This window comes from Streptomyces sp. NBC_00872 (assembly GCF_045161915.1).
GTDB lineage: Bacteria > Actinomycetota > Actinomycetes > Streptomycetales > Streptomycetaceae > Streptomyces.
The window spans coordinates 473,085-495,482 of record NZ_CP108806.1; the positions used below are offsets into that span (position 1 = coordinate 473,085).

28 protein-coding genes and 2 pseudogenes are annotated in these 22,398 nt (G+C 69.3%); 12 read left to right on the plus strand and 18 right to left on the minus strand.

Annotated elements, in window-relative coordinates; translation table 11 throughout:
• The first annotated feature begins 22 nt into the window (after nt 1–22).
• The 5 genes from OG214_RS02045 (at nt 23) to OG214_RS02065 (ending at nt 3,791) form a co-directional block, all read left to right on the plus strand.
• Nucleotides 23–748, plus strand: coding sequence for an amino acid ABC transporter ATP-binding protein (locus tag OG214_RS02045; RefSeq protein WP_405987410.1), 726 nt, complete (start codon nt 23–25; stop codon nt 746–748).
• A gap of 30 nt (nt 749–778) precedes the next feature.
• Complete coding sequence (locus OG214_RS02050) at nt 779–1,687, plus strand: transporter substrate-binding domain-containing protein (RefSeq protein ID WP_405983531.1); 909 nt, start codon at nt 779–781, stop codon at nt 1,685–1,687.
• Between the two features lie 2 nt (nt 1,688–1,689).
• Nucleotides 1,690–2,370 carry an amino acid ABC transporter permease gene (locus OG214_RS02055; RefSeq protein WP_405983532.1) on the plus strand — a complete coding sequence of 227 codons (681 nt, stop codon included), beginning with the start codon at nt 1,690–1,692 and terminating at the stop codon, nt 2,368–2,370.
• The gene (locus OG214_RS02060; RefSeq protein WP_363082954.1) at nt 2,370–3,026 is read left to right on the plus strand and encodes an amino acid ABC transporter permease; all 657 of its coding nucleotides are present in this window, start codon (nt 2,370–2,372) and stop codon (nt 3,024–3,026) included. The genes OG214_RS02055 and OG214_RS02060 overlap by 1 nt, the downstream gene beginning before the upstream one ends.
• A gap of 84 nt (nt 3,027–3,110) precedes the next feature.
• Nucleotides 3,111–3,791: a GntR family transcriptional regulator gene (locus tag OG214_RS02065; RefSeq protein WP_405983533.1), complete on the plus strand. Its 681-nt coding sequence runs from the start codon at nt 3,111–3,113 to the stop codon at nt 3,789–3,791.
• 259 nt (nt 3,792–4,050) lie between these two features.
• Here the strand turns inward: OG214_RS02065 and OG214_RS02070 are convergent, their stop codons facing one another.
• Nucleotides 4,051–4,248 carry a hypothetical protein gene (locus OG214_RS02070; protein ID WP_363086063.1) on the minus strand — a complete coding sequence of 66 codons (198 nt, stop codon included), beginning with the start codon at nt 4,246–4,248 and terminating at the stop codon, nt 4,051–4,053.
• A 390-nt stretch (nt 4,249–4,638) separates the two neighbouring features.
• Between OG214_RS02070 and OG214_RS02075 the strand changes: the two genes are divergently transcribed.
• Nucleotides 4,639–5,316, plus strand: a complete 678-nt coding sequence (locus OG214_RS02075; protein WP_405983534.1) for a GNAT family N-acetyltransferase — start codon at nt 4,639–4,641, stop codon at nt 5,314–5,316.
• Between the two features lie 99 nt (nt 5,317–5,415).
• Here OG214_RS02075 and OG214_RS02080 read toward each other — a convergent pair whose 3' ends face one another.
• Both OG214_RS02080 and OG214_RS02085 read right to left on the minus strand, forming a co-directional pair.
• Nucleotides 5,416–6,834, minus strand: coding sequence for a DEAD/DEAH box helicase (locus OG214_RS02080; protein WP_363086061.1), 1,419 nt, complete (start codon nt 6,832–6,834; stop codon nt 5,416–5,418).
• Nucleotides 6,835–7,033: 199 nt separating this feature from the next.
• On the minus strand, nt 7,034–7,654 hold the full coding sequence (locus tag OG214_RS02085; RefSeq protein WP_363086279.1) for an L-threonylcarbamoyladenylate synthase: 621 nt from the start codon (nt 7,652–7,654) through the stop codon (nt 7,034–7,036).
• Nucleotides 7,655–7,705: 51 nt separating this feature from the next.
• Between OG214_RS02085 and OG214_RS02090 the strand changes: the two are divergent.
• Nucleotides 7,706–7,815, plus strand: a pseudogene (locus OG214_RS02090) (IS5/IS1182 family transposase); the annotation flags it as partial.
• A gap of 155 nt (nt 7,816–7,970) precedes the next feature.
• Here the strand turns inward: OG214_RS02090 and OG214_RS02095 are convergent.
• The 3 genes from OG214_RS02095 to OG214_RS02105 all read right to left on the minus strand — a co-directional run bounded on the left by OG214_RS02095 (nt 7,971) and on the right by OG214_RS02105 (nt 10,178).
• Entirely contained in the window at nt 7,971–8,513 is a 543-nt protein-coding gene (locus OG214_RS02095) for a DUF4232 domain-containing protein (protein ID WP_405983535.1), read from the minus strand.
• Nucleotides 8,514–9,086: 573 nt separating this feature from the next.
• Nucleotides 9,087–9,368 carry a hypothetical protein gene (locus tag OG214_RS02100; RefSeq protein ID WP_405983536.1) on the minus strand — a complete coding sequence of 94 codons (282 nt, stop codon included), beginning with the start codon at nt 9,366–9,368 and terminating at the stop codon, nt 9,087–9,089.
• Between the two features lie 423 nt (nt 9,369–9,791).
• Complete coding sequence (locus OG214_RS02105) at nt 9,792–10,178, minus strand: winged helix-turn-helix transcriptional regulator (RefSeq protein ID WP_405983537.1); 387 nt, start codon at nt 10,176–10,178, stop codon at nt 9,792–9,794.
• Nucleotides 10,179–10,307: 129 nt separating this feature from the next.
• On the opposite strand from OG214_RS02105, the gene OG214_RS02110 reads away from it, so the two are divergent.
• Nucleotides 10,308–10,715: a RidA family protein gene (locus OG214_RS02110; RefSeq protein ID WP_405983538.1), complete on the plus strand. Its 408-nt coding sequence runs from the start codon at nt 10,308–10,310 to the stop codon at nt 10,713–10,715.
• A gap of 361 nt (nt 10,716–11,076) precedes the next feature.
• On the opposite strand, the gene OG214_RS02115 is transcribed toward OG214_RS02110, so the two are convergent.
• Both OG214_RS02115 and OG214_RS02120 read right to left on the minus strand, forming a co-directional pair.
• Nucleotides 11,077–11,745, minus strand: coding sequence for a methyltransferase domain-containing protein (locus OG214_RS02115; RefSeq protein WP_405983539.1), 669 nt, complete (start codon nt 11,743–11,745; stop codon nt 11,077–11,079).
• 132 nt (nt 11,746–11,877) lie between these two features.
• The gene (locus OG214_RS02120; protein ID WP_363085784.1) at nt 11,878–12,459 is read right to left on the minus strand and encodes a hypothetical protein; all 582 of its coding nucleotides are present in this window, start codon (nt 12,457–12,459) and stop codon (nt 11,878–11,880) included.
• Nucleotides 12,460–12,824: 365 nt separating this feature from the next.
• Here OG214_RS02120 and OG214_RS02125 point away from each other — a divergent pair.
• A pseudogene (locus OG214_RS02125) lies at nt 12,825–13,274 on the plus strand (DUF5707 domain-containing protein); the annotation flags it as partial.
• 422 nt (nt 13,275–13,696) lie between these two features.
• Here the strand turns inward: OG214_RS02125 and OG214_RS02130 are convergent.
• The 6 genes from OG214_RS02130 to OG214_RS02155 all read right to left on the minus strand — a co-directional run bounded on the left by OG214_RS02130 (nt 13,697) and on the right by OG214_RS02155 (nt 18,021).
• Nucleotides 13,697–14,287 carry a hypothetical protein gene (locus OG214_RS02130; RefSeq protein WP_405983540.1) on the minus strand — a complete coding sequence of 197 codons (591 nt, stop codon included), beginning with the start codon at nt 14,285–14,287 and terminating at the stop codon, nt 13,697–13,699.
• Nucleotides 14,288–14,610: 323 nt separating this feature from the next.
• The gene (locus OG214_RS02135) at nt 14,611–15,327 is read right to left on the minus strand and encodes a hypothetical protein (RefSeq protein WP_405983541.1); all 717 of its coding nucleotides are present in this window, start codon (nt 15,325–15,327) and stop codon (nt 14,611–14,613) included.
• A 159-nt stretch (nt 15,328–15,486) separates the two neighbouring features.
• The gene (locus tag OG214_RS02140; protein ID WP_405983542.1) at nt 15,487–16,014 is read right to left on the minus strand and encodes a GNAT family N-acetyltransferase; all 528 of its coding nucleotides are present in this window, start codon (nt 16,012–16,014) and stop codon (nt 15,487–15,489) included.
• Between the two features lie 173 nt (nt 16,015–16,187).
• Nucleotides 16,188–16,460 (minus strand): hypothetical protein, encoded by a 273-nt coding sequence (locus tag OG214_RS02145; RefSeq protein ID WP_405983543.1) that lies wholly within the window; start codon nt 16,458–16,460, stop codon nt 16,188–16,190.
• A complete protein-coding gene (locus OG214_RS02150; RefSeq protein WP_405983544.1) occupies nt 16,457–17,596 on the minus strand; it encodes an RNA polymerase sigma factor in 1,140 nt (379 codons plus the stop codon). The genes OG214_RS02145 and OG214_RS02150 overlap by 4 nt, the downstream gene beginning before the upstream one ends.
• Before the next feature lie 17 nt (nt 17,597–17,613).
• Nucleotides 17,614–18,021 carry a YciI family protein gene (locus tag OG214_RS02155; RefSeq protein WP_405983545.1) on the minus strand — a complete coding sequence of 136 codons (408 nt, stop codon included), beginning with the start codon at nt 18,019–18,021 and terminating at the stop codon, nt 17,614–17,616.
• A gap of 308 nt (nt 18,022–18,329) precedes the next feature.
• On the opposite strand from OG214_RS02155, the gene OG214_RS02160 reads away from it, so the two are divergent.
• Both OG214_RS02160 and OG214_RS02165 read left to right on the plus strand, forming a co-directional pair.
• The gene (locus tag OG214_RS02160) at nt 18,330–18,650 is read left to right on the plus strand and encodes a hypothetical protein (RefSeq protein WP_405983546.1); all 321 of its coding nucleotides are present in this window, start codon (nt 18,330–18,332) and stop codon (nt 18,648–18,650) included.
• A 122-nt stretch (nt 18,651–18,772) separates the two neighbouring features.
• Nucleotides 18,773–18,940, plus strand: a complete 168-nt coding sequence (locus OG214_RS02165; protein WP_363085263.1) for a hypothetical protein — start codon at nt 18,773–18,775, stop codon at nt 18,938–18,940.
• Nucleotides 18,941–19,042: 102 nt separating this feature from the next.
• Here OG214_RS02165 and OG214_RS02170 read toward each other — a convergent pair whose 3' ends face one another.
• From OG214_RS02170 to OG214_RS02185, 4 genes are read right to left on the minus strand one after another with little or no spacing between them, the layout of a single operon-like run.
• Complete coding sequence (locus OG214_RS02170) at nt 19,043–19,444, minus strand: response regulator transcription factor (protein WP_405983547.1); 402 nt, start codon at nt 19,442–19,444, stop codon at nt 19,043–19,045.
• A gap of 26 nt (nt 19,445–19,470) precedes the next feature.
• Nucleotides 19,471–20,646 (minus strand): PAS domain S-box protein, encoded by a 1,176-nt coding sequence (locus OG214_RS02175; protein ID WP_405983548.1) that lies wholly within the window; start codon nt 20,644–20,646, stop codon nt 19,471–19,473.
• Nucleotides 20,643–21,326, minus strand: coding sequence for a response regulator (locus tag OG214_RS02180; protein WP_382863876.1), 684 nt, complete (start codon nt 21,324–21,326; stop codon nt 20,643–20,645). Before OG214_RS02180 ends, OG214_RS02175 begins: the two co-directional genes overlap by 4 nt.
• On the minus strand, nt 21,326–21,694 hold the full coding sequence (locus OG214_RS02185) for an anti-sigma factor antagonist (RefSeq protein WP_363084307.1): 369 nt from the start codon (nt 21,692–21,694) through the stop codon (nt 21,326–21,328). Before OG214_RS02185 ends, OG214_RS02180 begins: the two co-directional genes overlap by 1 nt.
• 281 nt (nt 21,695–21,975) lie before the next feature.
• Here OG214_RS02185 and OG214_RS02190 point away from each other — a divergent pair, with 281 nt between their 5' ends.
• Complete coding sequence (locus OG214_RS02190; protein ID WP_405983549.1) at nt 21,976–22,383, plus strand: ATP-binding protein; 408 nt, start codon at nt 21,976–21,978, stop codon at nt 22,381–22,383.
• Nucleotides 22,384–22,398: the final 15 nt, after the last annotated feature.

The following is a 22,398-nucleotide window of genomic DNA, read 5'->3' on the forward strand; positions in this document are numbered from 1 at the left end:
ACCCGCCGACACCCGGCCGGTGATGGTGGAGCTGCGCGGGGTACACAAGTCCTACGGCAGTGTCGAGGTGCTCAAGGGCGTCGACCTGACAGTGGCCCGCGGTGAGGTCGTCGCCGTCATCGGCCCGTCCGGCGGTGGCAAGAGCACCTTGCTGCGCTGTGTCAACCTGCTGGAGCCGGTGACCTCCGGCCAGGTGCTGCTGGAGAGCGAGGACCTGACGGGACCCGGCGTCGATCTGAACAAGGTACGCCGGCGCATCGGCATGGTGTTCCAGCAGTTCAACCTCTTTCCGCACCTGTCCGCCGTCGACAATCTCACCCTGGCGCCACGCAAGCTGCTACAGCTGCCCAAAGAGCAGGCGCGGGAGCGGGCCACCGCGTTGCTGGACCGCGTGGGGCTGGCCGGCAAGGCCGACGCGTACCCGAGGCAGTTGTCGGGCGGGCAGCAGCAACGGGTCGCCATCGCCCGCGCGTTGATGATGGACCCGCACGTGATGCTGTTCGACGAGGTGACCTCCGCGCTGGACCCGGAGCTGGTCAGCGAGGTCCTCGATGTGATGCGCGACCTCGCACGCTCCGGGATGACGATGCTGTGTGTCACCCACGAGATGGGCTTCGCCCGTGAGCTCGGCGACCGCCTGGTGTTCGTCGACGGTGGTGTGATCGCGGAGCAGGGCCGCCCGGCCGAGGTGCTGGACCGGCCCCGGAACGACCGTACCCGCCAGTTCCTGCGCAAGGTTCTCAGATAGCCCGCCCGAGCGGGCAGAAGGAAGTACATCTTGAGATCGAAATTCGGCACTGTCATCGGTGCGGCGATGGTCCTGGTCCTCGCCGCGGGCTGCTCCTCCTCACCCGACGAGCCGTCCTCGTCCACCGCCGCCTCCAGCAGCCCCGTGGACGTGGGGGCGCCGCTGCCCGACGCGGTGAAGAGCAAGGGCAAGCTGGCCGTCGGCGTCAAGTGCGACTACCCGCCGTTCGGATACATCGACGAATCGTCGAAGAACGCGGGCTTCGAGATCGCCATCGCCCATCAGATGGCCTCCTACGCGTTCGGCGACCCCGACGCGCTGACCCTGACCTGCGTGACCGGATCCAACCGGGTGTCGTTCCTGACCTCCAAGCGCATCGACCTGATCGAAGCGACGATGAACTACACCGCGGAACGCGCTCAGACCATCGACTTCTCCACCCCCTACTTCGACAGCGGTGTGAAACTGCTGGTACCCAAGGACTCCCCGATCACCTCGTTCGAGCAGTTGGCCGGCAAGCCGGTCATCAGCATCTCCGGCGCCACCGCCAGCCTCTGGCTGACCCAGTGCATGAAAGACGTCAAGCAGACACTGTTCACCGAGACCAGCCAGGCACTGACCGCGCTGAACCAGGACCGCGGCGTCGCGTTCGCCCAGGACGACACACTTCTCCTCGACCTGGCGGCGAAGAACTCCGACCTCAAGGTCGTCGGCGAGGTCAAGGCCGACAGTCCCTGGGGAATGGGTGTCCGCAAGGGTGACGCGCAGATGCTCGCCTGGGTCAACGGCGCCCTCGCCCATATGCAGAAGACCGATTTCTTCTGGACCGAATTCCAGAAGACCGTCACCGACCCTTCCGTACAGGAGCAGTTCGCCAAGTACGTACCCCGGCCGGGCAGTGAGCTGACCTACCCGTCCGGTTCCACCCTGAAGTGCTGAGCATGTCCGACGACTCCGGCTACCACTTCGACCCGGGCTTCATCGCCCAGCATCTCGGCGAGCTCGGCGCCGGCCTGCTGCGAACGCTGGCGATCAGCGCCATCGGCATGGCCGGTGCCCTGATCGTCGGCGTTCTGCTCGGCGCGATCAGCACGCTCCGCATACCGGTCGCCCGGCAACTGATCACGGTCTACGTCGAGGTGTTCCGTAACACCCCGCTCCTGGTACAGATCTTCTTCCTCTACTTCGCGCTTCCCGAAATCGGTCTGCGACTCGACAGCTTCACCGTCGGCTGGCTGTCACTGCTCCTGTGGGGCGGCGCCTACAACGCGGAGAACTTCCGCGCCGGCTTCGAAGCCGTCGAAGGCGGCTACGTCGAAGCCTGCCGAGCCCTCGGCTTCCCCCGCCTGGCCGCCTTCCGGCAGGTCACCCTCCCCCTCGGCGCCCGTATCGCACTGCCGTCGGTCACCAACATCCTCATATCCGTCTTCAAGAACTCATCGTTCATGGTCGCGATCAGCTTCCCGGAACTCACCGAGACCGCTGTCAACATCGTCGCCGTCACCTTCCGGGCGTTCGAGATGTTCCTCGCCATCGGCGTCGTCTACCTGGGACTGGTCTGGCTCATGTCACTGGGCGCCGGGGCCATCGAGCGTCGCTTCGCGATACCAGGAGAACACTGATGCCCCCATGGGTCGGACCCGTAGCCGGCTACCTCGCCGACGGCCTGCGCGAAACCGCCCTGCTGGCCCTGGTCAGCATCGCCGCCAGCCTCCTGGCCGGCACCCTGCTCGGTACCCTGCTCACCCTGCCCAGCAGACCGGTCCGGGCGGTGGTCCGGGCCTATGTCGAAATCTGGCGGGGCCTGCCGATCATCATCATCCTGTACTTCATCTTCTTCGTCCTGCCCATCATCGGCGTACTGGTGAACACCTTCACCGCCGCCGCCGTCGGACTGTCCCTGTGGGGCAGCGCCAACATGGCCGAAGTCGTCCGCGGCGCCGTCCAGTCGGTGCCCCGGGGGCAGGCCGAGGCCGCCGCGGCACTGGGCTTCTCCTGGACCGGACGCATGCGACACGTCCTTCTGCCCCAGGCCGCCCGGCGAGCGCTCCCCCCACTGATCGGACTCGTCGTCAACCTCACCCAACAGACCTCGCTGGCCGCCGTCATCGGACTGCTCGACATCCTCGAAGCATCACAACGCTCCATCGAACGACTCACCCTCTCCGGCGGCTCCTCCCACGCGGTACCGATCCTCGGCGCCGTACTCGCCGTCTTCTTCGTCATCTGCCTGCCACTGACGATGCTGTCCCGCTGGTACGAGCGCAGACTTCACTGACGCGCCCGCGCGCACCGTAGCCACTCCGGGGAAGTACCGTGATCGGTAGACATCTTCACGGAGAAAAGGGGGGCTCCGGCGACCATGACCGTCCCGCGCCACACTCTATTGAACGCCGCCTACGACCACCTGCGGGCCGCCATCCTCGAAGGCTCCCTCACCCCGGGCTCCCGCGTCACCGTCCGTCCCCTGACCGAACAGCTCGGCCTCAGCCCCACCCCCATCAAGGCCGCCCTAGCCGCGCTCGAACGCGAAGGCTTCCTCATCGCCGTCCCGCACCGCGGCTACTTCGTCCCCGAAGCCACCACCGACGACCTGCTGGAACTGTACGAACTGCGGGAGGCGCTCGACGGGATCGCCGCGCGCCGGACGGCCGGCGCCCCCGATCATGACCAGATCGCCGCCCAGCTGGGCGAGCTTCTGGAAAAGCAACGCGAGGCCATCGAGGCGGACAATCTGCACTCCTACGGGGAACTGGACCTCGCGTTCCACCGCCTCATCTGGGAGGGCTCGGGCAATCGACGGCTCATCCCCATCGCGGAGAACCTCATCGCCCAGGTGCGCCTGGGCAACCGGCTCTCCGCACGGGCGCCCGGCCGGCTGCCGGTCGCCATCGAGGAGCACGAGGCCATTCTGGAGGCGATCAGGAAGGGCGACCCGCGCGCCGCGGAGCGGCATATCCGCCTCCACGTCCGTGGGGCGGGCCGGGCACTGCAGCGCTACCTCGACGTACGGAGTGCGGCGGAGCAGTCGCAGCGGCCGTGACTTCACGCCACCGGTGCGCGGTCAAGCGGCCGGGTGCGCGGTCTAGCGGCGAACTGGCGGCCGGGCGCACCGGGGTCGGTAACGCCCGGTCCCCCTCGTCCCGGCCCCCGGCGGGGACCGTTCCGGTGCGGCGGCCCGTGACCCGGTCTTCGCGTAGAGGTAGAGGTAGCGGTAGCGGAAGCCACCCGCCCGGCCGGGTGCGGACGTGGTTGATGAAACCCACCCGTGGTCTCGTTCGGCAGCGAGCGGGCCCGGAAGGTTACTTGATCTCCTCGAAGCCGCCTGCGGACCGCTCATCCACCGGGCCGCCGTTCTCCCGGACCATTTCACCGGCAGTCTTCCTGCTCCCCACCAGACTGTTGGCCAAGCGCGTCTGCTTGGACATCGGCTGCCGTTCGAACCACTGCTGCTGCTTCGGTGACAGCCGCTGCACGAACTGCTCGACGATCGGGTTCACCCTCGCTCAACTCCCATCTCCTCGGCCGCCCAGCAAGCCCCCGGCTCAGAAGCCCGCCGCCGTGACACGGCCCCGGAGCAGCCCCCCATCCCTCTCCCCCCACAGACACCCACGAACCACAAGCACCACGCAGGCCCCCCGAACGAGACATCCTCAACACCAGGTTGACCCCGCCGCCCCGGCACTCCCCCGCCCCGAGCAAGACCCTCCGCTGTCGACAACCGACCAAGATCCGGGCCGCTCTCGGGCCAGCGATCCGCAATCCGCTCCGAGCGGAGCCGATGCGAACCGCGAACCCCATACCCGCCCATCTCACCCCAGAATTCGACGGCGCGGATCCCCCGGAAAAGGGATGGCATGATCGCCCGGACAGGTCCTACGGTTGCGCCCATGCCGACGACCGCTTCGCCGCTGTCCGCGTATCCCCCGTTGAACGTGCGGGTGCACACGCCCCGGCTGTCTCTGCTGGGGGCGACGGATGAGCTCCTGGAACGCTTGGTCCCCGTGGTGCGCAAGGGGGTGGCCACCGGCCCTCCGTGGCCCTTCGACGATCCGATGTCCCTGTATGAGGACAGTCCGGAACGCGAGTGGCGCTGGCTGCGGGGGATATGGTCCGGCCGGGGCCGGGTCAGTGCCGGCTCCTGGCGCCTGTACTTCGTCGTGACCGTCGGCGGGGAGCCGGTGGGAATGCAGGATTTGATCGGCGTCGACTTCGGCACGTTCGGAACGGTCACCACGTTCTCCTGGCTGAGCCCCGATGTGCGCGGCAGCGGGCTCGGGAAGGAGATGCGCCAGGCGGCGCTGCATCTGGCCTTCGAAGGGATGGGGGCCGGTGAGGCGGGCAGCGATGCGTTCGTCGACAACCATGCCTCCAACCGTGTCTCGGAGGCCCTGGGGTATGTGCCGAACGGTGTCTCCTGGGACACCCGGCGGGGCGAGCGGGCGCAGATCAGATGCTGGCGGCTGACCCGCGAGGAGTGGGTGAAGCAGCGGCGTGACGACATCGAGCTCGTCGCCGTCGCCGACTGTCTGCCCGTCCTCGGGATCGACCCGCCACTGCCGGGATAGGCGCTGGGGGTTGCCCGATCGGAGGATGGTTCTTCCTTGACCAGGTGGGGCGTGTGCCCCTACGGCTGTCAGCGGTTGGGGCGCGTGCCCCTACGGCTGTCAGCGGCCCCTGCGTACCTGGGCGGCTTTTCTGGCCTCCGCGGTCTTGCGGGCTTCGGCCGCCTTGCGGGTCTCTTTCGGGGGACGGCCCGTACGGGTGCCCAGACCGCGGAAGGGGGCGTTGGCGGTCTTCGCCTTGTCCCCCGCCGGGGGGCGCCTGGCGCCGGTGATGCTGGTCAGCTTCTCCTCGCCGGACCGTACCTGCGTGACCGTCGGCCGGATCCCGGCCTCCGACATCATCCGGTTCACTTCACGCCCCTGACCGGGGGTGACGAGGGTGACCACACGGCCGGATTCGCCCGCGCGCGCCGTGCGCCCGCCGCGGTGGAGATAGTCCTTGGAGTCGGCGGGCGGATCGACGTTGACGACAAGGTCGAGGTCGTCGATGTGAATACCGCGGGCGGCGACATTGGTGGCCACCAGCACCGTGATCTCCCCGTCCTTGAACTGGGCCAGTGTGTGCGTGCGCTGCGGCTGAGACTTCCCGCTGTGCAGGGCGGCGGCCCGGATGCCGTTGCCCCGCAGGTGGCGGGTGAACTGGTCCACGCCGAGCTTGGTGTCCAGGAACATCAGTACCCGCCCGTCGCGGGCCGCGATCTCGGTGGCGGTGGCGTACTTGTCTGCGGGATGGACGTTCAGCACGTGGTGTTCCATCGTGGTGACCGAGCCCGCCGCCCGGTCGACCGACGCGAACACCGGGTCGTGCAGGTAGCGCCGGACCAGCTGGTCGACATGGCGGTCGAGCGTGGCCGAGAACAGCATCCGCTGTCCCTCGGGGCCCACCTGGTCCAGGATCTCGGAGACCTGCGGCAGGAATCCCATGTCGCACATCTGGTCGGCCTCGTCCAGCACCGTGATCCGTACCCGGTCCAGATGGCAGTCCCGTCGGCCGACCAGATCGGCCAGCCGCCCCGGGGTCGCGACGACGACATCGGCGCCGCCCCGCATCGATGTCGCCTGCCGCCCGATCGACAGCCCGCCGACGACCGTCGCCAGCCGGAGCCTGAGCGCCTGTGCGTAGGGTTCCAGTGCCTCGCTCACCTGCTGCGCGAGTTCCCTGGTCGGCACCAGGACCAACGCGAGGGGCCGCTTCGGCTCGGCGCGCCGGCCCGCCGTACGGACGAGCAGCGCGAGCCCGAAGGCAAGCGTCTTGCCCGAGCCGGTCCGGGCGCGGCCGAGGACATCGCGGCCGGCCAGGGCGTTCGGCAGGGTGGCCGCCTGAATGGGGAACGGCTCCCGCACGGCGTGCGCGGTCATGGCCTTCACCAGTTCCGGCGGCAGATCCAGCTCGGCGAAGGACTCGGCCGGCGGCAGACCCGGGGCCACCGGCTCGGGCACCGAGAGTTCGCCCCTCGGCGCCCCGGCACGGTCGGTCCTGCCGGCGCCGGAGCGCCCTGAGGCTGACGGCTTCGCGTTCATGGGGACCCTTCCTCGGTCTGACGCCCGGAACGGACCGGGGTCCGTACCTTCCTCGGTACGGACCCCGGCTGTGTCGAAGCGTGAGCCCATTTTACCAGCGCACGGCTCCCTGCGGCCGGTCACGGCGGCATGCCCGGCCTTCGACCGGGGCGTTGGTGCGCGCTACGGACGCCGCGCGGGCCCTGCGGACATGACATCGCTACTCGAACCGCGCGGTGTCGCCCGCGCCCCGGCGTACGATCTCCGGTTCGCCGCCGGAGAAATCGATGACCGTGGTCGGCTCCGTGCCGCAGTCGCCCGAGTCGAGCACGGCGTCCACGACATGGTCGAGTCGTTCCTTGATCTCCCAGCCCTGAGTCATCGGCTCCTCCTCGTCGGGCAGGAGCAGGGTGCTGGAGAGCAGCGGCTCACCGAGTTCGGCGAGCAGGGCCTGAGCGACGGCATGGTCGGGGATCCGGACTCCGACCGTCTTCTTCTTCGGGTGCAGCAACTGCCGCGGCACCTCCCTCGTCGCCGGCAGGATGAAGGTGTACCTGCCAGGTGTCGCTGCCTTGATCGCGCGGAACACGTCGTTGTCGATGTGGACGAACTGACCGAGCTGCGCGAAGTTCTGGCACACCAGCGTGAAGTGGTGACGATCGTCGAGCTTCCGGATCGTGCGGATGCGGTCGATACCCTCACGACTGCCCAGCCGGCAGCCCAGCGCGTAACACGAGTCGGTCGGATACACGATGAGCGCGCCGGACCGGACGCTGTCGGCCACACCGCTGATGGTGCGCCGCTGAGGGTTCTCGGGGTGTACGTCGAAATACTTCGCCATCCGTCGAGCTTATGACAGCGTCCCATGTGGAAATGGCTCGTTGAGCTGGGCATGGGGCGGGGTGGGTGGAGTTGGATTGTCCGGATGGGCTGTGGGAGATCGCGCGGCCGTTGATCCCCGCGTCGAAGGTGCGGCCGCAGGGCGGCGGTACGCGGGACACCAGAACGGGCGGACGACACCGGGAGATTCCCCGTGAAAAGCCGATGCGCGAGAACCGCCCGATTGACCAAGGTCGCCACAGCTGACCATGATCGCGACAGCCGGATCATGCCACCAGCCGGCAACGACGCCTCACCCGCTGTCACGCGCCAACTCGTCAGCCGGTGACCCCGAACGGGGTGATTCCGATCTTTCCGTAGCAGGGCGAGATGGACACCGGGGCCAGGATCAGGGGCGCGGAGTCGCCGGGGACCCAGATGTCCACGGCGTACGGCGGTGTGTAGAAGTCGGCGCCGTCGCAGGCCGTGGCCGTGGCCGAGTGCCAGACGAGGCTGAACGACGTGCTCTGCCCGGGAGCGAGCCGGACAGCCGTGGGGTGCCCTGGACCGTAGCGTGTCACCGACAGGGGCCGCCGGGTCGTCGTGTCGATGCGGCCGAGGCACTGCGGGCCCGGATAGCTCGGCACGCATTCCCTGGTGAGGGCTTCCCCGCCGATGAAGGCGATGCCCGGCCACCCGTCGAGTGCACATCCGATGCCGGAGCGGTTGCGCAGCCGCACGTCCATGGCCACGTCCCCAGGGGTGCCCAGGACGGCCCTCCTCGGCATGCCGGAAGTGGGTACCAGATCGCGCGCGGCGCAGTCGTTCCCGCTTCCTCCCTTGGAGGCGGCGGCGGGGGCGGCGGCGGGGGAAGTGGACACGGTGGATCGCGTCGGCGACGCGCCCGAGGCGGGTGTGGCGCTTCGTCGGGCCGCCCGCGTGGGAACCGCCGACGGGGTGACCGCGGCATGCGGCGCGCCGGAGCGCGGGGCCGGAGACACGGCGGTGCCGAGGTCGGGCGGTGGCGTGACGTCGCACGCGACGGCGGCCGAGGCTGTCAGAAGGCAGAACAGGAGGGCGGTGATGCCCCGGGGACGTATCACCGTTCGCACGATAGGCAGGTGACCGTCTCCGCACGAGGCCACGAGGAATCCGGCCGGGCATTCTTCATGGGGCGTTCACCACGGTCTTGGCCTTCGCCTCACTGTTTTCCCGGCCGCCGCCGCGCCCGCCGCGTCTCTTTGTTCGGCACGGTGTGGAAGGCAAGGCGCGCAGGAGAGCGGCGAGTTCCGCGCTGGCCTGGTGCAGACGGGCCTGAGCGGCGAGCGGATCGCCGGGGAAACCGGTCTCAGCCGTGACGGAAACAGCAGGCGGTGCCTGTGCTGGGCTCGGAAACGCGGCTGTCCGCCGGGCCTGACAGGCCCGGCGGACAGTTCTGTCGGAGCATGCTCGGCTCAGAGCCAGACCCAGAGCTCGAAGACACCTTTCGTGTAGGGGCCGCGGCACTGACCGCGGACTCCCTGCGTGTTCCAGATGTAGTTGGCCGCCGAGTCGCACGCGCTGCGGTTCGGGTAGATCTCACCCGTGTAATACCAGGTGGCCGCGGCCGAGGCACCACTCTGAACGGTCTCCGTGGCCGCCTGAGCGGACGGGGCGGCCTGAGCGGGCAGAGTGGCAGCGCCGAGAGCGAGGGTGCCACCAAGAATGGCGGTCCCAATGGTTCGACGAAAGCGCATGTGCGGCTCCTCATCCAACGAGGTCGGTGTGCGGTTGCACGGCAGTACCCTGTTCCACCGACCTTGGGAGAACCTTGCACAGACCTTGGCTGCCTTCTCAAGGCGCCTGGCGCCGATGTCCTCGCTACGGGCCAGGCGCTCGAAGAGGACCTCGTCCTCTTCGTCCGCGTCGGGGCCGGCACGGGGAGGATCTCCGCGTGTGCCGGGACCGCTGAGAACGATCATGGTTCGGTTGGCGTGATCGCGGTCACGCGGTTCTCGTACTCGCGGCGGGGCCTTGCGCTGCGCCGGACCTGGGAGCCCTGGGCGCCGACGAGCAACTGACAGCGAGCCAGAAGTTGGCGCTGCACTGCGGGTGGACCTCGGTCTCTGCCTCTGGCCCACAGTGCGAGGTGGCGGTCGGCTGCCGTCCACGTCCAGTCGTCACGCGTGGGTGTCGAAGCGGCGGCGGGATTCCTCGATGTCGCCGAGGTAGTGGTGCGTCCAGTCGCACAGTCCCTCGATCGTCTTGCGCAGTGCCCTGCCCGGCTCGGCGAGCGTGTACTCGACCCGCGGCGGCACGGTGGGGTACACGGTCCGCTCCAGCAGTCCGTAGCGCTCCAGCATGCGCAGGTTCTGGGTGAGCATCTTGTGGCTGATGCCGTCGATCTCGTCACGCAACTCGCTGAAACGCAGGGTGTCGTCACCGAGGGCCTCGATGATCAGGAGTGCCCACTTGTTGGCGACGTCGGAGAAGATCTCCCGCGCCAGGGAGTCTGCGCGGCGCAGGTCCGCTTCGTCGCGTACGCCGCTGAACTGCTTGGTCACCATCAGGTTCCCCAGTCACCGAAAAGTGCGTTCTTCCATGTCAGCAGACACTCTCCTATGGTTTCTGAGTAACCACAAGAGACCACGGGAGCCCAGGCTCCCCCGCTCCCTGACACACGGAGGCCGCGCATCATGCCCATCACCCTGGTGAACCCCGCCGGATTACCCGAGGTCCCCGTCTACCGGCAAGTGGCGATCGCGTCCGGCTCGAAGCTCGTCTTCGTCGCCGGCCAGGTCTCCGGCGACGCCGATGGGGTCACGGTCGGGGAGGGCGACCTCGCCGCCCAGGTCGAGCAGTGCTACCTCAACGTTGCCACCGCCCTCGCCGGGGCCGGCGGCTCGTTCGAGGACGTGGCGAAGCTGACCGTGTACGTCGTCGACTGGACCCCGGACAAGATGCCCCTGCTGATGGAGGGCATCGCTCGGGCGACCATGAAGCTGGGCTTGACCCCCGTCCCCCCGGCCACCCTGCTGGGCGTGGCAGCCCTGGACGTACCCGAGCACCTGGTCGAGATCGAGGCCACCGCCGTCCTCGACTGAGAACGGCCTCGGGACTGGTGAGCTCGCATGTTCAGGTGTCGCGTATACCTGTCCGAGGCGCGCCGTCAGTCACCCTTGGAGCGCCTAACACAATGAGGTGGGTCGGGCTCTGGTGGCCGTGTCTGTTCGGCGGCTTGGGTGTTGTCCAGACCATGGGGGCTTCACCATGGATCGTGGGCTCAACTGTGCTGGTGGGAGGACTCATCCCCAGCCTCGCCCCGGTATCCAGGACAGGTGTCGCCTATTCGCGTCCGATGCGATTGGCGGCGGGAGGAGCATCCGAACAGAAAAGAGCGGTAGGCGGTAAGCGTCAGGTGATGGTTCCGGCAGGAGATCCCGCACCGCTTCCGACGCCTGATCGTCAGCCGGGGCGCTTGGCCATGGCGACCAGACCCGGCCCTCTGTACTCCTCCGCGGGGAGCCGGAGTTCGGCGACCAGGTGCAGACCTGCCTGCTCGATCAGGTCCACGAGTTGTTCCGGCCGCCATTTGTGTGTCGTCCAGCGAACGGGCACGCCCCCGTATGCCTCGGTGCGCACCGCGTCTTCGTCGCCGACGTGTGTGGCGGTGATGAAGTGTCCGCCTGGCTTCAACGCGCGTGCGAACAGGGCGAGAACCTGGGGAAGGACGTCACGGGGGAGGTTGAACAGCGACCACCACCCGAGTACGCCGCCGAGGGACGCTTCGCCAAGGTCGAGTTCGGTGGCAGAGGCGACGCTGAAGCGGCAGTGCGGATGAAGACGGCGCGCGTTCTCGATCATGCGAGGGGAGAGATCGACCCCGGACACGTCGAGTCCGCGTTCGGCGAGGTAGGCGGTCACCGTTCCGGGTCCGCAGCCGACGTCGAGGACGGGCCCGAGCCCGCTGACGGTGTCGGCGAAGGCGTCGATCGACGCCTTGAGCCATGGATGGCGACGGATGTCGCCGACTCCCGTCGTCACCACCATGTTTGCGTAGTTGTCGGCCACGCGGTCATAGGACTCACGAACCACGTCGAGATCTGCCGGGCGGTCAACAGGGTGTGCGCGCATCGGCCAACCATACGCCTGTGCGGCGGACTTGGGACTGGTGAAGCGGTCGACGCCAAGCCGTTGATCACGGCCCGGCCGTGCTCCGGCGGAGTCGTCCGGATCGACGCGTCAGACGATCCGGATCCGTCCGGCTCAGCGCCAGCCGCCGTGGCGCGGTTCCGAGTACTCGCCGAACAGCGGGTCGTACACGTCCCCGTCGTCGGTGGTCACGACGTAGTCCGGTTCGGTTCTTGAGGCGGCTTCCTGTAGTCGGACGACGAGTTCGGGGACAGGAAGGACACGCAGCGACAGGACTGCGGCCACACGGGCGCCTTCCCTGAAGATCTCCGGATTGTACTTGTCACGGGACCGTTCGAGATGCTGAGCGGAGACCTGCATGACCTCCACATCGCCGCCGCCGGAGAAGCGAAGACAGTCCTGCCATGCCAGTCCGATGATGATCTCCAGCGCGTCCGCCAGGTCATCGGCGATCAGCCCGCCCTCTCCTTCGGAACTCGCGAACACCACCGGCCGGCGACCGTCCTGCTCCGTACACAGGAAGTACGCCCCGCCGGCGGACTCCCCGGCCATTGGCTCCAGCGGCGCACCCGAGGCAAGCCTCAAGCCATCGCCATGGTGCTTCCGCCCGATGTCGAAGCCGAACGACGACCGCAGCAGCAGGTCGATCTCCGGGGTGTTCTGGATCAGGCCCAGCAGATGATCACTTGAGGTCATGACACGGACGATAGCGAGCGCCACTGACACGCAGGGCACCCGGGCGAACAGCGCGCCCGCGCCCGGCGGTGGCGCGAACGCCATGGATGGCGCACCCGACATCCGATACGGATGTCGGGTACGACGCCCGGTCGCCGCACCCCGCACACCGGCGACAGAGCGTGATCGGCCAGCCGGCAGGCGCCGCAGACAAGTAGTCGGCGGACGGCGAGGCCGTGAGGTGTGAGTCCAGGACGAGGGAGCAGATCCCGGTCGGCTTACTCAGGCCGGAGTGAGTATGCGCGCTCATTCCGGCGAACCCTCGCGCGGCGAGTATCGGTGCAGCGCCGATCCGATCCGGTGTTGAGACGGTTAAGGAGAATCCCATGTCCCGACGTATCGCTCTGTCCGTGGCCGCCGGTGTCGTTGTCCTCGGTGGTGCCGGTGCCTTCGTTCTCGCCCATGCGGGGGAGCGGACCCCGGCGCTGGCGCACAGCACCGCCCGCTACACCGCTCCCGACGGGGCCCGCGACGGCTCCCTGGTCGTCGTCGCCGATGTCACGGCGTCCTCCGGTGTCAAGAGCGTGAAGGTGCTGGCCTGGCCGCAGAGTTCGTCCTTCGCCGAGAAGGGGCTGACCGCCAAGGACATGGCCGCCGCGGAGTCGGCCGTCTGCAAGCCATCTGGTCAGGACACCGTCCGCTGCACCTACACCCTCGAGGTCACCGGTGCCGACGCCGAGTCGTCCCCGCGCGGTGCCTGGCACGTCGCCATCCTGGCCACCGCACAGGACGGCACCACGACCTTGGACACGGAGGCGGCCGACTTCACCGTCCGATGCCCCGGACGCGCACGTGACCGAGAGCCAGTGCGGACGACGACGAAGCGGCGGCGCACAAGTGCCTACGCCTCGTCCAGGTCGGGAATGTGCCGGGGCGTCGGAGAGGACCAGTGCCACTGGCGGAAGGAGTCAACGGTGCGGGCGGCGAGGATCGGGGTATGGCGGACTCCCCACCGCCGAGCCCACCGTTCTGGTGCGCTTCGACCTCGCCGGTACCTGCCGGCCGAGGCCACTCGCACCTCCAACCGGATACACGGCCCGCTCCCCCAGTTCCACCCCGGCGGCCGAGAGCCGACGGGCCGCCGCCCGGAGCGAGCCGGACGCCGCGAAGCGCGTCCTCGGGCCGGGCGGGGAAGCGCCCTTTGCCACGCGGTCCCACGAGGGCCTCACGTCGGGCACACCGGTGAGCGGGACCGGCCTCACCACCCGCAGTCGATGTCGGCCGATCCCCCACCGACGACCGGATCGGTGCTCGTACCGCTGATCCGCAGAAAACCGCCGCCCCGCCCCCAGTCCAACTCGTACGTGCCTGCCTCGACGGGCCGGTAGCCATCGTCGACCGTCCAGGATGCCGACTCGCCCAGGGCCAGGCCGGTGCGCCCCACCGCGTACGCCTCGCCATTACCGATCACGAGAAAGGACGTCTCCCGCACCACGGCCGTACAACCCCCCGGCCCCGCGGGGCCGAGAACGTGGTACTCCGCGTCCGAGATCAGATCGTCCGCCGCTCCCCATGCGGTGCCGAGCATCGCCATGACGATCAGCAACCCGCTCGCGAACCGTGCCGACGTGACTCGCTTCCGCGGGAGACTCGAAGCGTCCGCCGGGCGGCCCACCCGGGTGAGGGCCCATCGGAGAACGAACGCCACGACAAGGAGAGCCGCGCTCACCCCCCAGCCGGGCACCACCCGCCCCCGCACGACCAGCAGGAGTCCGCTCCAACTCGCCACCGCGGCGAGGGCCAGGCTCCCGATGCCTATGGCTGTGGAGACGGCGGGCGACAGCGTCACACTGTGCTGTGTAGGTGTTTCGGTCACGGCGGGTACGACTCTCTGAACGCGCCGACAGTTGCGCTGAGAAGTCGAAGCACTTCGAGAGCCCCGGGCCCATGGCGAGCCGCGGATCCCAGGTTCTCGTGAGACCGGGGCGGAGCACCCTGCCTCCCCCATCGCGTGAGCCGAAGCACGGTAGTCGGCATACATCGGCATACAGGCGGGCTTGTTGTCGCCAAGGTCAGCAGGCGCGGGGTGGGAAGTGTGAGTGAGTGTCGTGGTTGCCCGTCAGGTCAGGTCGGTGCTCAGTCCCAGGGGAGACAGACGGATGTATCGTCCGGTCAGGGCGTGGGCGAGGCCTCGGTAAGCGACATCCACTGTCGGACGGTCTCCTGGTGGGAAGCGATCGCCGTGCTTGCGGCCACTGCCTGCGCGTCTACGTCGGAGCATGGCGTTCCTGCACGGGTCAGCAGGACGAGCGGCCACTCGGGGCCGGCTCCGGTCGGCGCTCCGTCGAAGGCGGTCCAGTCCCAGGGCCCCTCGAATCGCCAGGCCCGCCCGGCTGCGTCGGCGACCTCATCGCCGGGCCGGAGGGCCGCGTACGGCCGCATCAACAGCTCGAAGGTGAAGGGGATCCCGTCGCCGGGGTGAAGGGTGTAGCCCGTGCCGTCGAGATGGCTCTCGTCCGGAAACTCGCGGTAGGACAGGCCATGGCGCAGCACAGACACGGTGCGATGCGGGCGTGGTAGCCAGCCCGTCTCCAGCGGAGGATCGTGGTGGTCGACAGCCGTCACGTGCACCACCGTCGGTGGTACTCCGACCCGGCAGGAGTCTCCCGCCTTCAGTTGCTCGGGCGGCGGGTCGGTTCGGAACAGCTCCGCCTCCACTTCAGGCGCGACGCGCCCGCCGCTGTTCACGCCCAGAGCGACGATCCCGTTCCAGTGCACGAAATCGCTGCCGACGTCAACGTCCCACCACGGCCATCGCACCGACACATGGCTCCACGTCAGGGCCTGCTCGACTCTGGCCGGTGTGAAGGGGCAGGCGACCGACAGCACGTCACCGACCCGGAAACCCCCCGCATCCGTCATAGGGCCAGGCTAGGGGTTGTCCCGCATCTGTGGTTGCGGGCAGCTAGAGCCACGTCATCCGCTCGGGTTCTTCCACAGATGCCGGTCGTCCAGGGGCCCGAACTCGAACGCAAGACCAATCAGCCTCTACGGGGAGGACTCCTGCACACTCGGGCAGTGGACCGCAGCGTCCGATGGATCTGCCTGGCCCAACTCCAACTCCCCGACCTTCTCGTCCCCGCTCAACTCCCCCGTCGGCCGGAACCCGAGCCGCAGGTAAAAGCCCTCAGGGCCGTCCTCGCCCTGGTGCCAGGTGGTGGTCAGGCGGGTGCCGCCGCGGCGGCGGATTTCAGTGGCCACGGACTCGACCGCGAAGCGACCGTAGCCGCGGCCTTGTTCGCCGGCCGCGATGTTGAGCCGCCACAGGCCCGAACGGATGTCGATGCCCCTGCCATCGCCCGCGAAGTCGATGTCGAGGAAGGCCATGAGGAAGCCGACGAGCCGCTCGCCGTCGAAAATGAGGCGGGGCCAGGCTATGTCGGGGTACACGTACGCCTCGGCGAGGGACTTCACGACCGGGGTGACCAGGTGCTCCTGGTCGGTACGGACTTTCAGGCCGATCGCGGCGTCGAAGTTGGCGGCGGTGACCGTCGCCAGTCGGGGTGTAGTCGTCATTCTCGAACCGTAGGCCAGTGGATCAAGTGGTTTTCCCGGCGCCCGCATACCTCCTCCAGACGGCGACACCGCCCCGACGAAGGAGCGCCCCTGACGCCCGACCCGGATCGCGGGACTCGAACCTCAGGGGCGGCCCTCCACGCGGCACCACACCACCCGCCCCGGCGTCACTGCTACGGGGCGAGGATCTCCCCAAAGTCGATGTCACCGCAAGCGCCGACCGAGCCGCCGCAAAGTCCGTACGTCAGCCCGCCACGGCCACCGGGAAAGTAACTCGCCGCTCCGACGGTCTCGACGGGATGGAGCGATTCGTAGGTGGTGATGGTGCCGAGCGGGACCAGGTCGTCGGCGCCGCTGTTGTTGTAGTCGCCCGAGGTGAGGCCGCTCTGGCCACTCGGCCGCGCCCAATGCCGCGGAGGTGTACGAGCACGACCCGTCAGCGTCACCGGCGGGTGTTGAGGCGGGCGGCTTGGCGTGTGAGGTGGTCGCGTTCGGCGAGGTTGGGGGCCTTCCGGGCCGCCTCGGCATACAGCCGTGCCGCCATCGCCAGGTCGCCGTCGCGCTCACGGAGGTACGCGGCCACCGCGGTATGGCGGGGCAGTGAGTCGTCCAGCACCGCGAGGGCCGCCAGTCCCGCGCGCGGTCCGTCGGCCTCCCCGACGGCCACCGCGCGGTTGAGCCGGACGACCGGGCTGTCGGTCAGGCGCACGAGTTCGTCGTACCACTCGACGATCTGCACCCAGTCGGTCTCCTCGGCGGTGGGCGCGTCCGCGTGGAGCGCCGCGACGGCCGCCTGGGCCTGGAACTCGCCCAGCCGGTCACGGGCGAGAGCCGCCTGCAAGATCCCGACGCCCTCGGCGATCAAGCCGGTGTCCCACCGGCCGCGGTCCTGCTCCGCGAGCGGCACCAGGCTGCCGTCGGGCGCGGTCCGGGCGTCGCGCCGGGCGTGGTGGAGCAGCATGAGGGCGAGCAGCCCTGCCACCTCGGGGTGGTCGACCATGCCCGCGAGGTGCCGGGTGAGGCGGATGGCTTCGGCGGCGAGGTCGACGTCACCGCTGTAGCCCTCGTTGAAGACGAGGTAGAGGACGCGTATCACGGTGGCGACGTCGCCGGGCTGGTCGAACCGCACGCCGGTCACGGTGCGCTTGGCCCGGCTGATGCGCTGCGCCATGGTCGCTTCGGGTACCAGGTAGGCCTGGGCGATCTGGCGGGTGGTCAGCCCGCCGACGGCGCGCAGGGTGAGCGCGACCGCGGATGCCGGGGTCAGTGACGGGTGGGCGCACAGGAAGTAGAGGTGGAGCGTGTCGTCGAGCGCGGGCGCGGGGCCGGGCGCCGGTTCCTCGTCGAGGCGGTCCTCCCGCCGGCGGCGGGCGGTGTCCGCGCGCGTCGCGTCGAGGAACTTGCGCCAGGCCACCGTGACCAGCCAGCCCTTCGGATCCCGCGGCGGGTCGGCCGGCCAGACGCGAACTGCCTCGACCAGCGCGTCCTGCACCGCGTCCTCGGCCGCCGCGAAGTCGGCTCCGCGGCGGACGAGGATGGTGAGCACGCTCGGCGTGAGGCCGCGGAGCAGAGCCTCGTTCATCCGGGGCACCTGAGAGGTCACTCCGTGATGGTGGGCGGCGCGGTCAGGAAGGGGCGCAGCTCCAGCCACTCGTGGATCGGCTTCCCGCCCGCCCCAGGGGCTGCCGACAGTTCCCCGGCCAGTTCCACGGCGCGCTCGTAGCTGTCGACGTCGATCACCATCCAGCCGGCGATGACATCCTTCGTCTCGGCGAACGGACCATCGGTGACCGGCGGCCGCCCCTCACCGTCATACCGCACCCACACTCCCCCGGGCGCCAGCGCGTGGCTGTCGACGTACTCGCCGGTCTTCTCCAGCCGGTCCGCGAAGTCGTTCATGTACTGCACGTGGGCCGAGATCTCCTCCGGCGTCCACTGGTCCATGGGTACGTCGTTGACCGCGGCCGGGGCGCCGCGGTAGTGCTTGAGCATCAGGTACTTGGCCATCGTGTTTCTCCTCGGTGCTGATGCGACCTATTGTCGTCGCGCTCATCACGGGGACGGAGCCGGCCACGGGTTCTCGACATCGCCGCCCGATTTTTTTGGACTCTCGCGGATGAGCCTGGGTCAGGCCGTCCCACGGTGTCCGGGACCTGTCGGGAGGCTTCCCCGGTGGAAGGGCCGCGATCGGGTACACGGGTCGGCATGGCATCGAAGAAGACCGTCCCCCTCACCCCGCGGGCCGTACGCCCGCAGAGCCGCACCGAGACCCCCGCCGGATGACAGTCGCCGACGCACGTACCGAAGGAGTCGTTGTGACCACATATGTCATCACAGTGCCAGGCACGTTCGTGCGCGGCATCACCGGCGCCCAGCGGTCCGATGTGAAGCGCAGGTTGCGCCCGAAGGATCCGAAGAACACGAACCTGGGTGAGAGTGAGGAGCTGGAGCTCCTGACGATCGAGGACGACGGCGCCGCGTTCTCCGTTCGCCTTGAGGTGGAAGCCGCCGATCGGGCAGGCGCAGAGGCAGAAGCCGTACGCCTTGTCGTGGCCGCACTGCGGGACAGCGGCTTCACGCGGGGGGACGCGCCGTTGGGGCCGGCCGTGATCACCGGCATCGACCGGGAGTTCTGAACCCGGGGCAGGACCGGGCCGCCGCCCGCACTCCAGCCGCCTCGCGACATCGCGCGGGCTCTCTCTGCCTGCCGGCGCGAAAGCGGGGCACACGTGCTTCATCGAATTGAGAGGATTTCGTCATGCTCGGTATAGTCGCAGCGGTGTTGTTCTTCATCGCGTTTCTCATCAATGCCGCTGAGATCAGCACCAACCATGTTTTCTCTTCCGGGAACATCATGCTTCTCGGCCTGATCGCGCTGGCCCTGCACATAGCGGGAATCGGGGCGGGCTGGTCCCGCCGGCGCTGACAGGCCAATCGGACCCCGGCACCTGCGATGGATCGTACTGGTGACTGACCACCTGATACTGGCCACCTGATGCAGTGCGCTGGTGGGGTGGGGAGCCGGTGGTTACGCCCGATCCCTCTCGGCGACGGAAGCCGTGGATGTGAGGGCTTCGGCGCCCAAGGCCCGGACCTCGGCCAGGAGTTGGGCGTTACTGACGCCCTTGACGAGGTATCCCGCGGTGCCGACCTCGGCCATCTCGGTGCGCGCGCCCTGGTCGCCATAGGCGGAGAACACCAGGATGCGCACGCCGGGGACGGCGCGGATGATCTCCCGGGCGGTGTACGGGCCGCCGCCGGGAAAGCGCACGTCGAGCACCACGACATGCGGCCGGCGGGCGATGGCGAGCCGGATCGCCTCGTCGGCCTCGGCCGCGCCGCCGACCAGGGTGAGGTCGGGCTGAGCCTCGACGATCTCGGCCAGCACCGCGCGCAGCATGTCGTTGTCGTCGCAGATCAGCACCCGCACGGGGCCCCTGGGCGTGGCGGGCCGGGTCACGGCGGTCCCTCGGGGGAGGTCCGCGAGCCGGAGTCGCCGGCGGGTGCACCGGGCAGCGGTTCGTCCAGCCGACCGGCCGGCAGGTCGGGCAGCCAGAACTCGACGGTGGTGCCGGCGCCGGGCTCGCTGCGCAGCGTCCACCAGCCGCCGGCGGTCTCGGCCCGCTCGCGCATCTCCATCAGCCCGAAGTGCTCGTGCAGCGTGGGGGCGACCGCCGGGCGTCCGGTGCCGTCGTCGGCCACCCGGACCAGCAGGCCGCGGTTCTCGGTGGTGACACTGACCCGTACGGTGCGCGCCCGAGCGTGCTTGCGCACGTTCAGCAGCGCCTCCTGGACGATGCGGAAGATGGTGATCGCGGTCTCGGGGGCGGGTTCCTTCACCAGGGTGTGTTCCAGTGACGGCTCAAGACCCCAGCTCCTGACGACCTCGTCGAGGTGCTGGGACAACGACTCGACCAGGCCGTGCCGGTCGATGCCGGGCGGCTGGAGCCGGAAGGTGAGACTGCGCAGGCGGCCCACCGCCTCGCGTACCGACGCGTCGAGCTTGGTGAGTTCACTCACGCAGGGCTCGCTCGCCCGGTCGGCGAGGAGCTGTAGCCGCATGCCGACGGCGACCATGGCCTGAATGGAGTCGTCGTGCACGTCCCAGGCGATACGGCGGCGTTCCAGTTCCTGCGCCTGCACCAGGTGGGCGAACAGACGGCGGCGCTCGCTGAGCGCCTGCTCGGCGGCGCGGCGCTCGGTCATGTCCCGGGTGACCTTGCCGAAGCCGCGCAGTTCGCCGGTCTCGTCGAAGAGGGCGGTGATCACCACGTTGGCCCAGAAGCGGGAGCCGTCCTTGCGGATGCGCCAGCCCTCGTCCTCCAGCCGGCCGTCGGCGATGGCCGCCTCCAGCTCCAGGTGGGGTTTGCGGGCGGCGATGTCCTCGGGCGGGTAGAAGACCGAGAAGTGCTTGCCGATGATGTCCACGGCGCGGTAGCCCTTGATCCGCTCGGCGCCGGCGTTCCAGGTGGACACGTAGCCCCCGGGGTCGAGCATGAAGATGCCGTAGTCGAGAACGCTGTTGACCAGCAGGGTGAACGCCGTCTCGGACGGGGCGGGGGTGATCTCGGACGGGGTGGTCTCGGACGGGGCGGGGGTGCCGTCCTGTTCGCCGGGGCTTTTCCCGGTCACCGGAGAAGGCCCTCTCGGCGGGCCACGGCGACCGCCTCCAGCTGGGAGCGGGCGCCGAGCTTCCCCAGGACCCGCTGGACATGGTTCCTCGCGGTGTTGAGGGCGACACCGAGCCGCTGACTGATCTCGGCGGTGCCCAGGCCGTCGCCGAGCAGGCCGAGGGTCTCGCGCTCGCGCGGGGTGAGGGTGGCGCCCAGGTCGGCGGTCCGGCCGGTCAGCAGGTCGAGCGCCCCGCTGAGCAGGCCCTTGCTGTAGGCCACCTCGCCCGCCGCCACCAGGCGTACACCGTCCTGGAGTTCGCCCAGATTGCCGACCTTGAGGATGAGTCCGGAACCACCGGCCTCGGCGACGTCGGCGGCGACCGCCGGGGTCGCCTCGCCCGTCAGCACCAGCACCCGGGTACCGGGCGCGGCGGCCTTGAGCGTGGGGATGGCGGCGATGCCGTCACCGTCGGGGAGTCGCCGGTCCAGCACCACCACGGCGGGACGCAGCCGGGCGGCGTCGGCCAGCGCGTCCTTCACCGACAGGCTGCGGCCGACCACCTCCAGGTCGTCGGTACGGTCCAGGGCGAGCCGGATCGCTTCGGCCACCATGTCGTGGTCCTCGACGAGCAGGATGGTGATGTGCGTACCGCCGGTGCGCGGCACGGTATCCGGTGCGGTGTGCGGTGGCGAAGGCATCAGATGGTCCTCGGTGGTAGACGCCGCACACGGTCGGCGAACAGTTCGTCGGCGCCGGTGAGGGCGAGCAGTCGGGCCACCTGCGCGCGGGCCCCCTCCACGCACAGCTCGGTGCCGATCCTATCCGCGGTGGCCTTGGCCTCCAGCAGCACGTTCAACCCCGCGCAGTCGCAGAAGCGCAGGCCCCGCAGGTTGAGCACGACGCAGTCGGACCCCCGCGCGAAGCAGTCGGCGAGGGCGGCACGCAACGTCGCGGTGCCGTCCACGTCCAGCTCTCCGACGAGCCAGAGGCCGGTGACGTCGCCGTCGCCGTCGAGTGTGGTGCTGACCTGGAACAACGGGTCGGTCACCGTTACGTCTTCTCTCATGTGCAGTCCCTGCCTGGGTGGTGGGCACTAGGCCAGAGTAGTGAATCTGCACTAGAAGGGAACAGTGGGGTTCCCCGAACAGGCCACCACCACGCACGGGCGGATCAGCGCACGAGCGCAACGCGCGAGCGCACGGGCCGCAGGGGACGCGAACCCGTGAATGTCGGCTGTGAACGTCGGCTGAGTACTCTGCTGTGCGAGGGAGAGGCCGGGTGGAAGGCGTCCCGGCAGCACGACGGTGTCACCGGCAGCGGTGAGTTACCCACTGGGAAGGGAGCGGGATGGACCTCCCGCCGGCCACTCCGCACGGCGCCCGTCCTCCGGAGGTGTGCGTGGACTTCGACGGCATGGCGGGCTGTATCGCCGAAGCACGGGAAGCCGCCGCCGCCTTTCTCCGCCATCACGTCCCGCACGCGCGCGCCACCTTTCGCGACGACGTCCTGCTGGTCGTCTCCGAACTGGTGACCAATGCCGTCCGCCACGCCCCCGGGCCCCTCACCCTGAGGCTCGACCTGCTTCCCGGCGGGATCGGGATCACCGTGCGGGACACCAGCTCCAGTCCCCCGTACTCCCGGACCCCCGACCGGACCGGCGGACGCGGCTGGCCCATCGTCCAGAGCCTCGCCCGCCGGGTGCGCGTCGTCCCCGGCCCCAACGGCAAGACCGTCCACGTGGAGCTGGCCTGGTAGTCGTGGAGCCGGCCG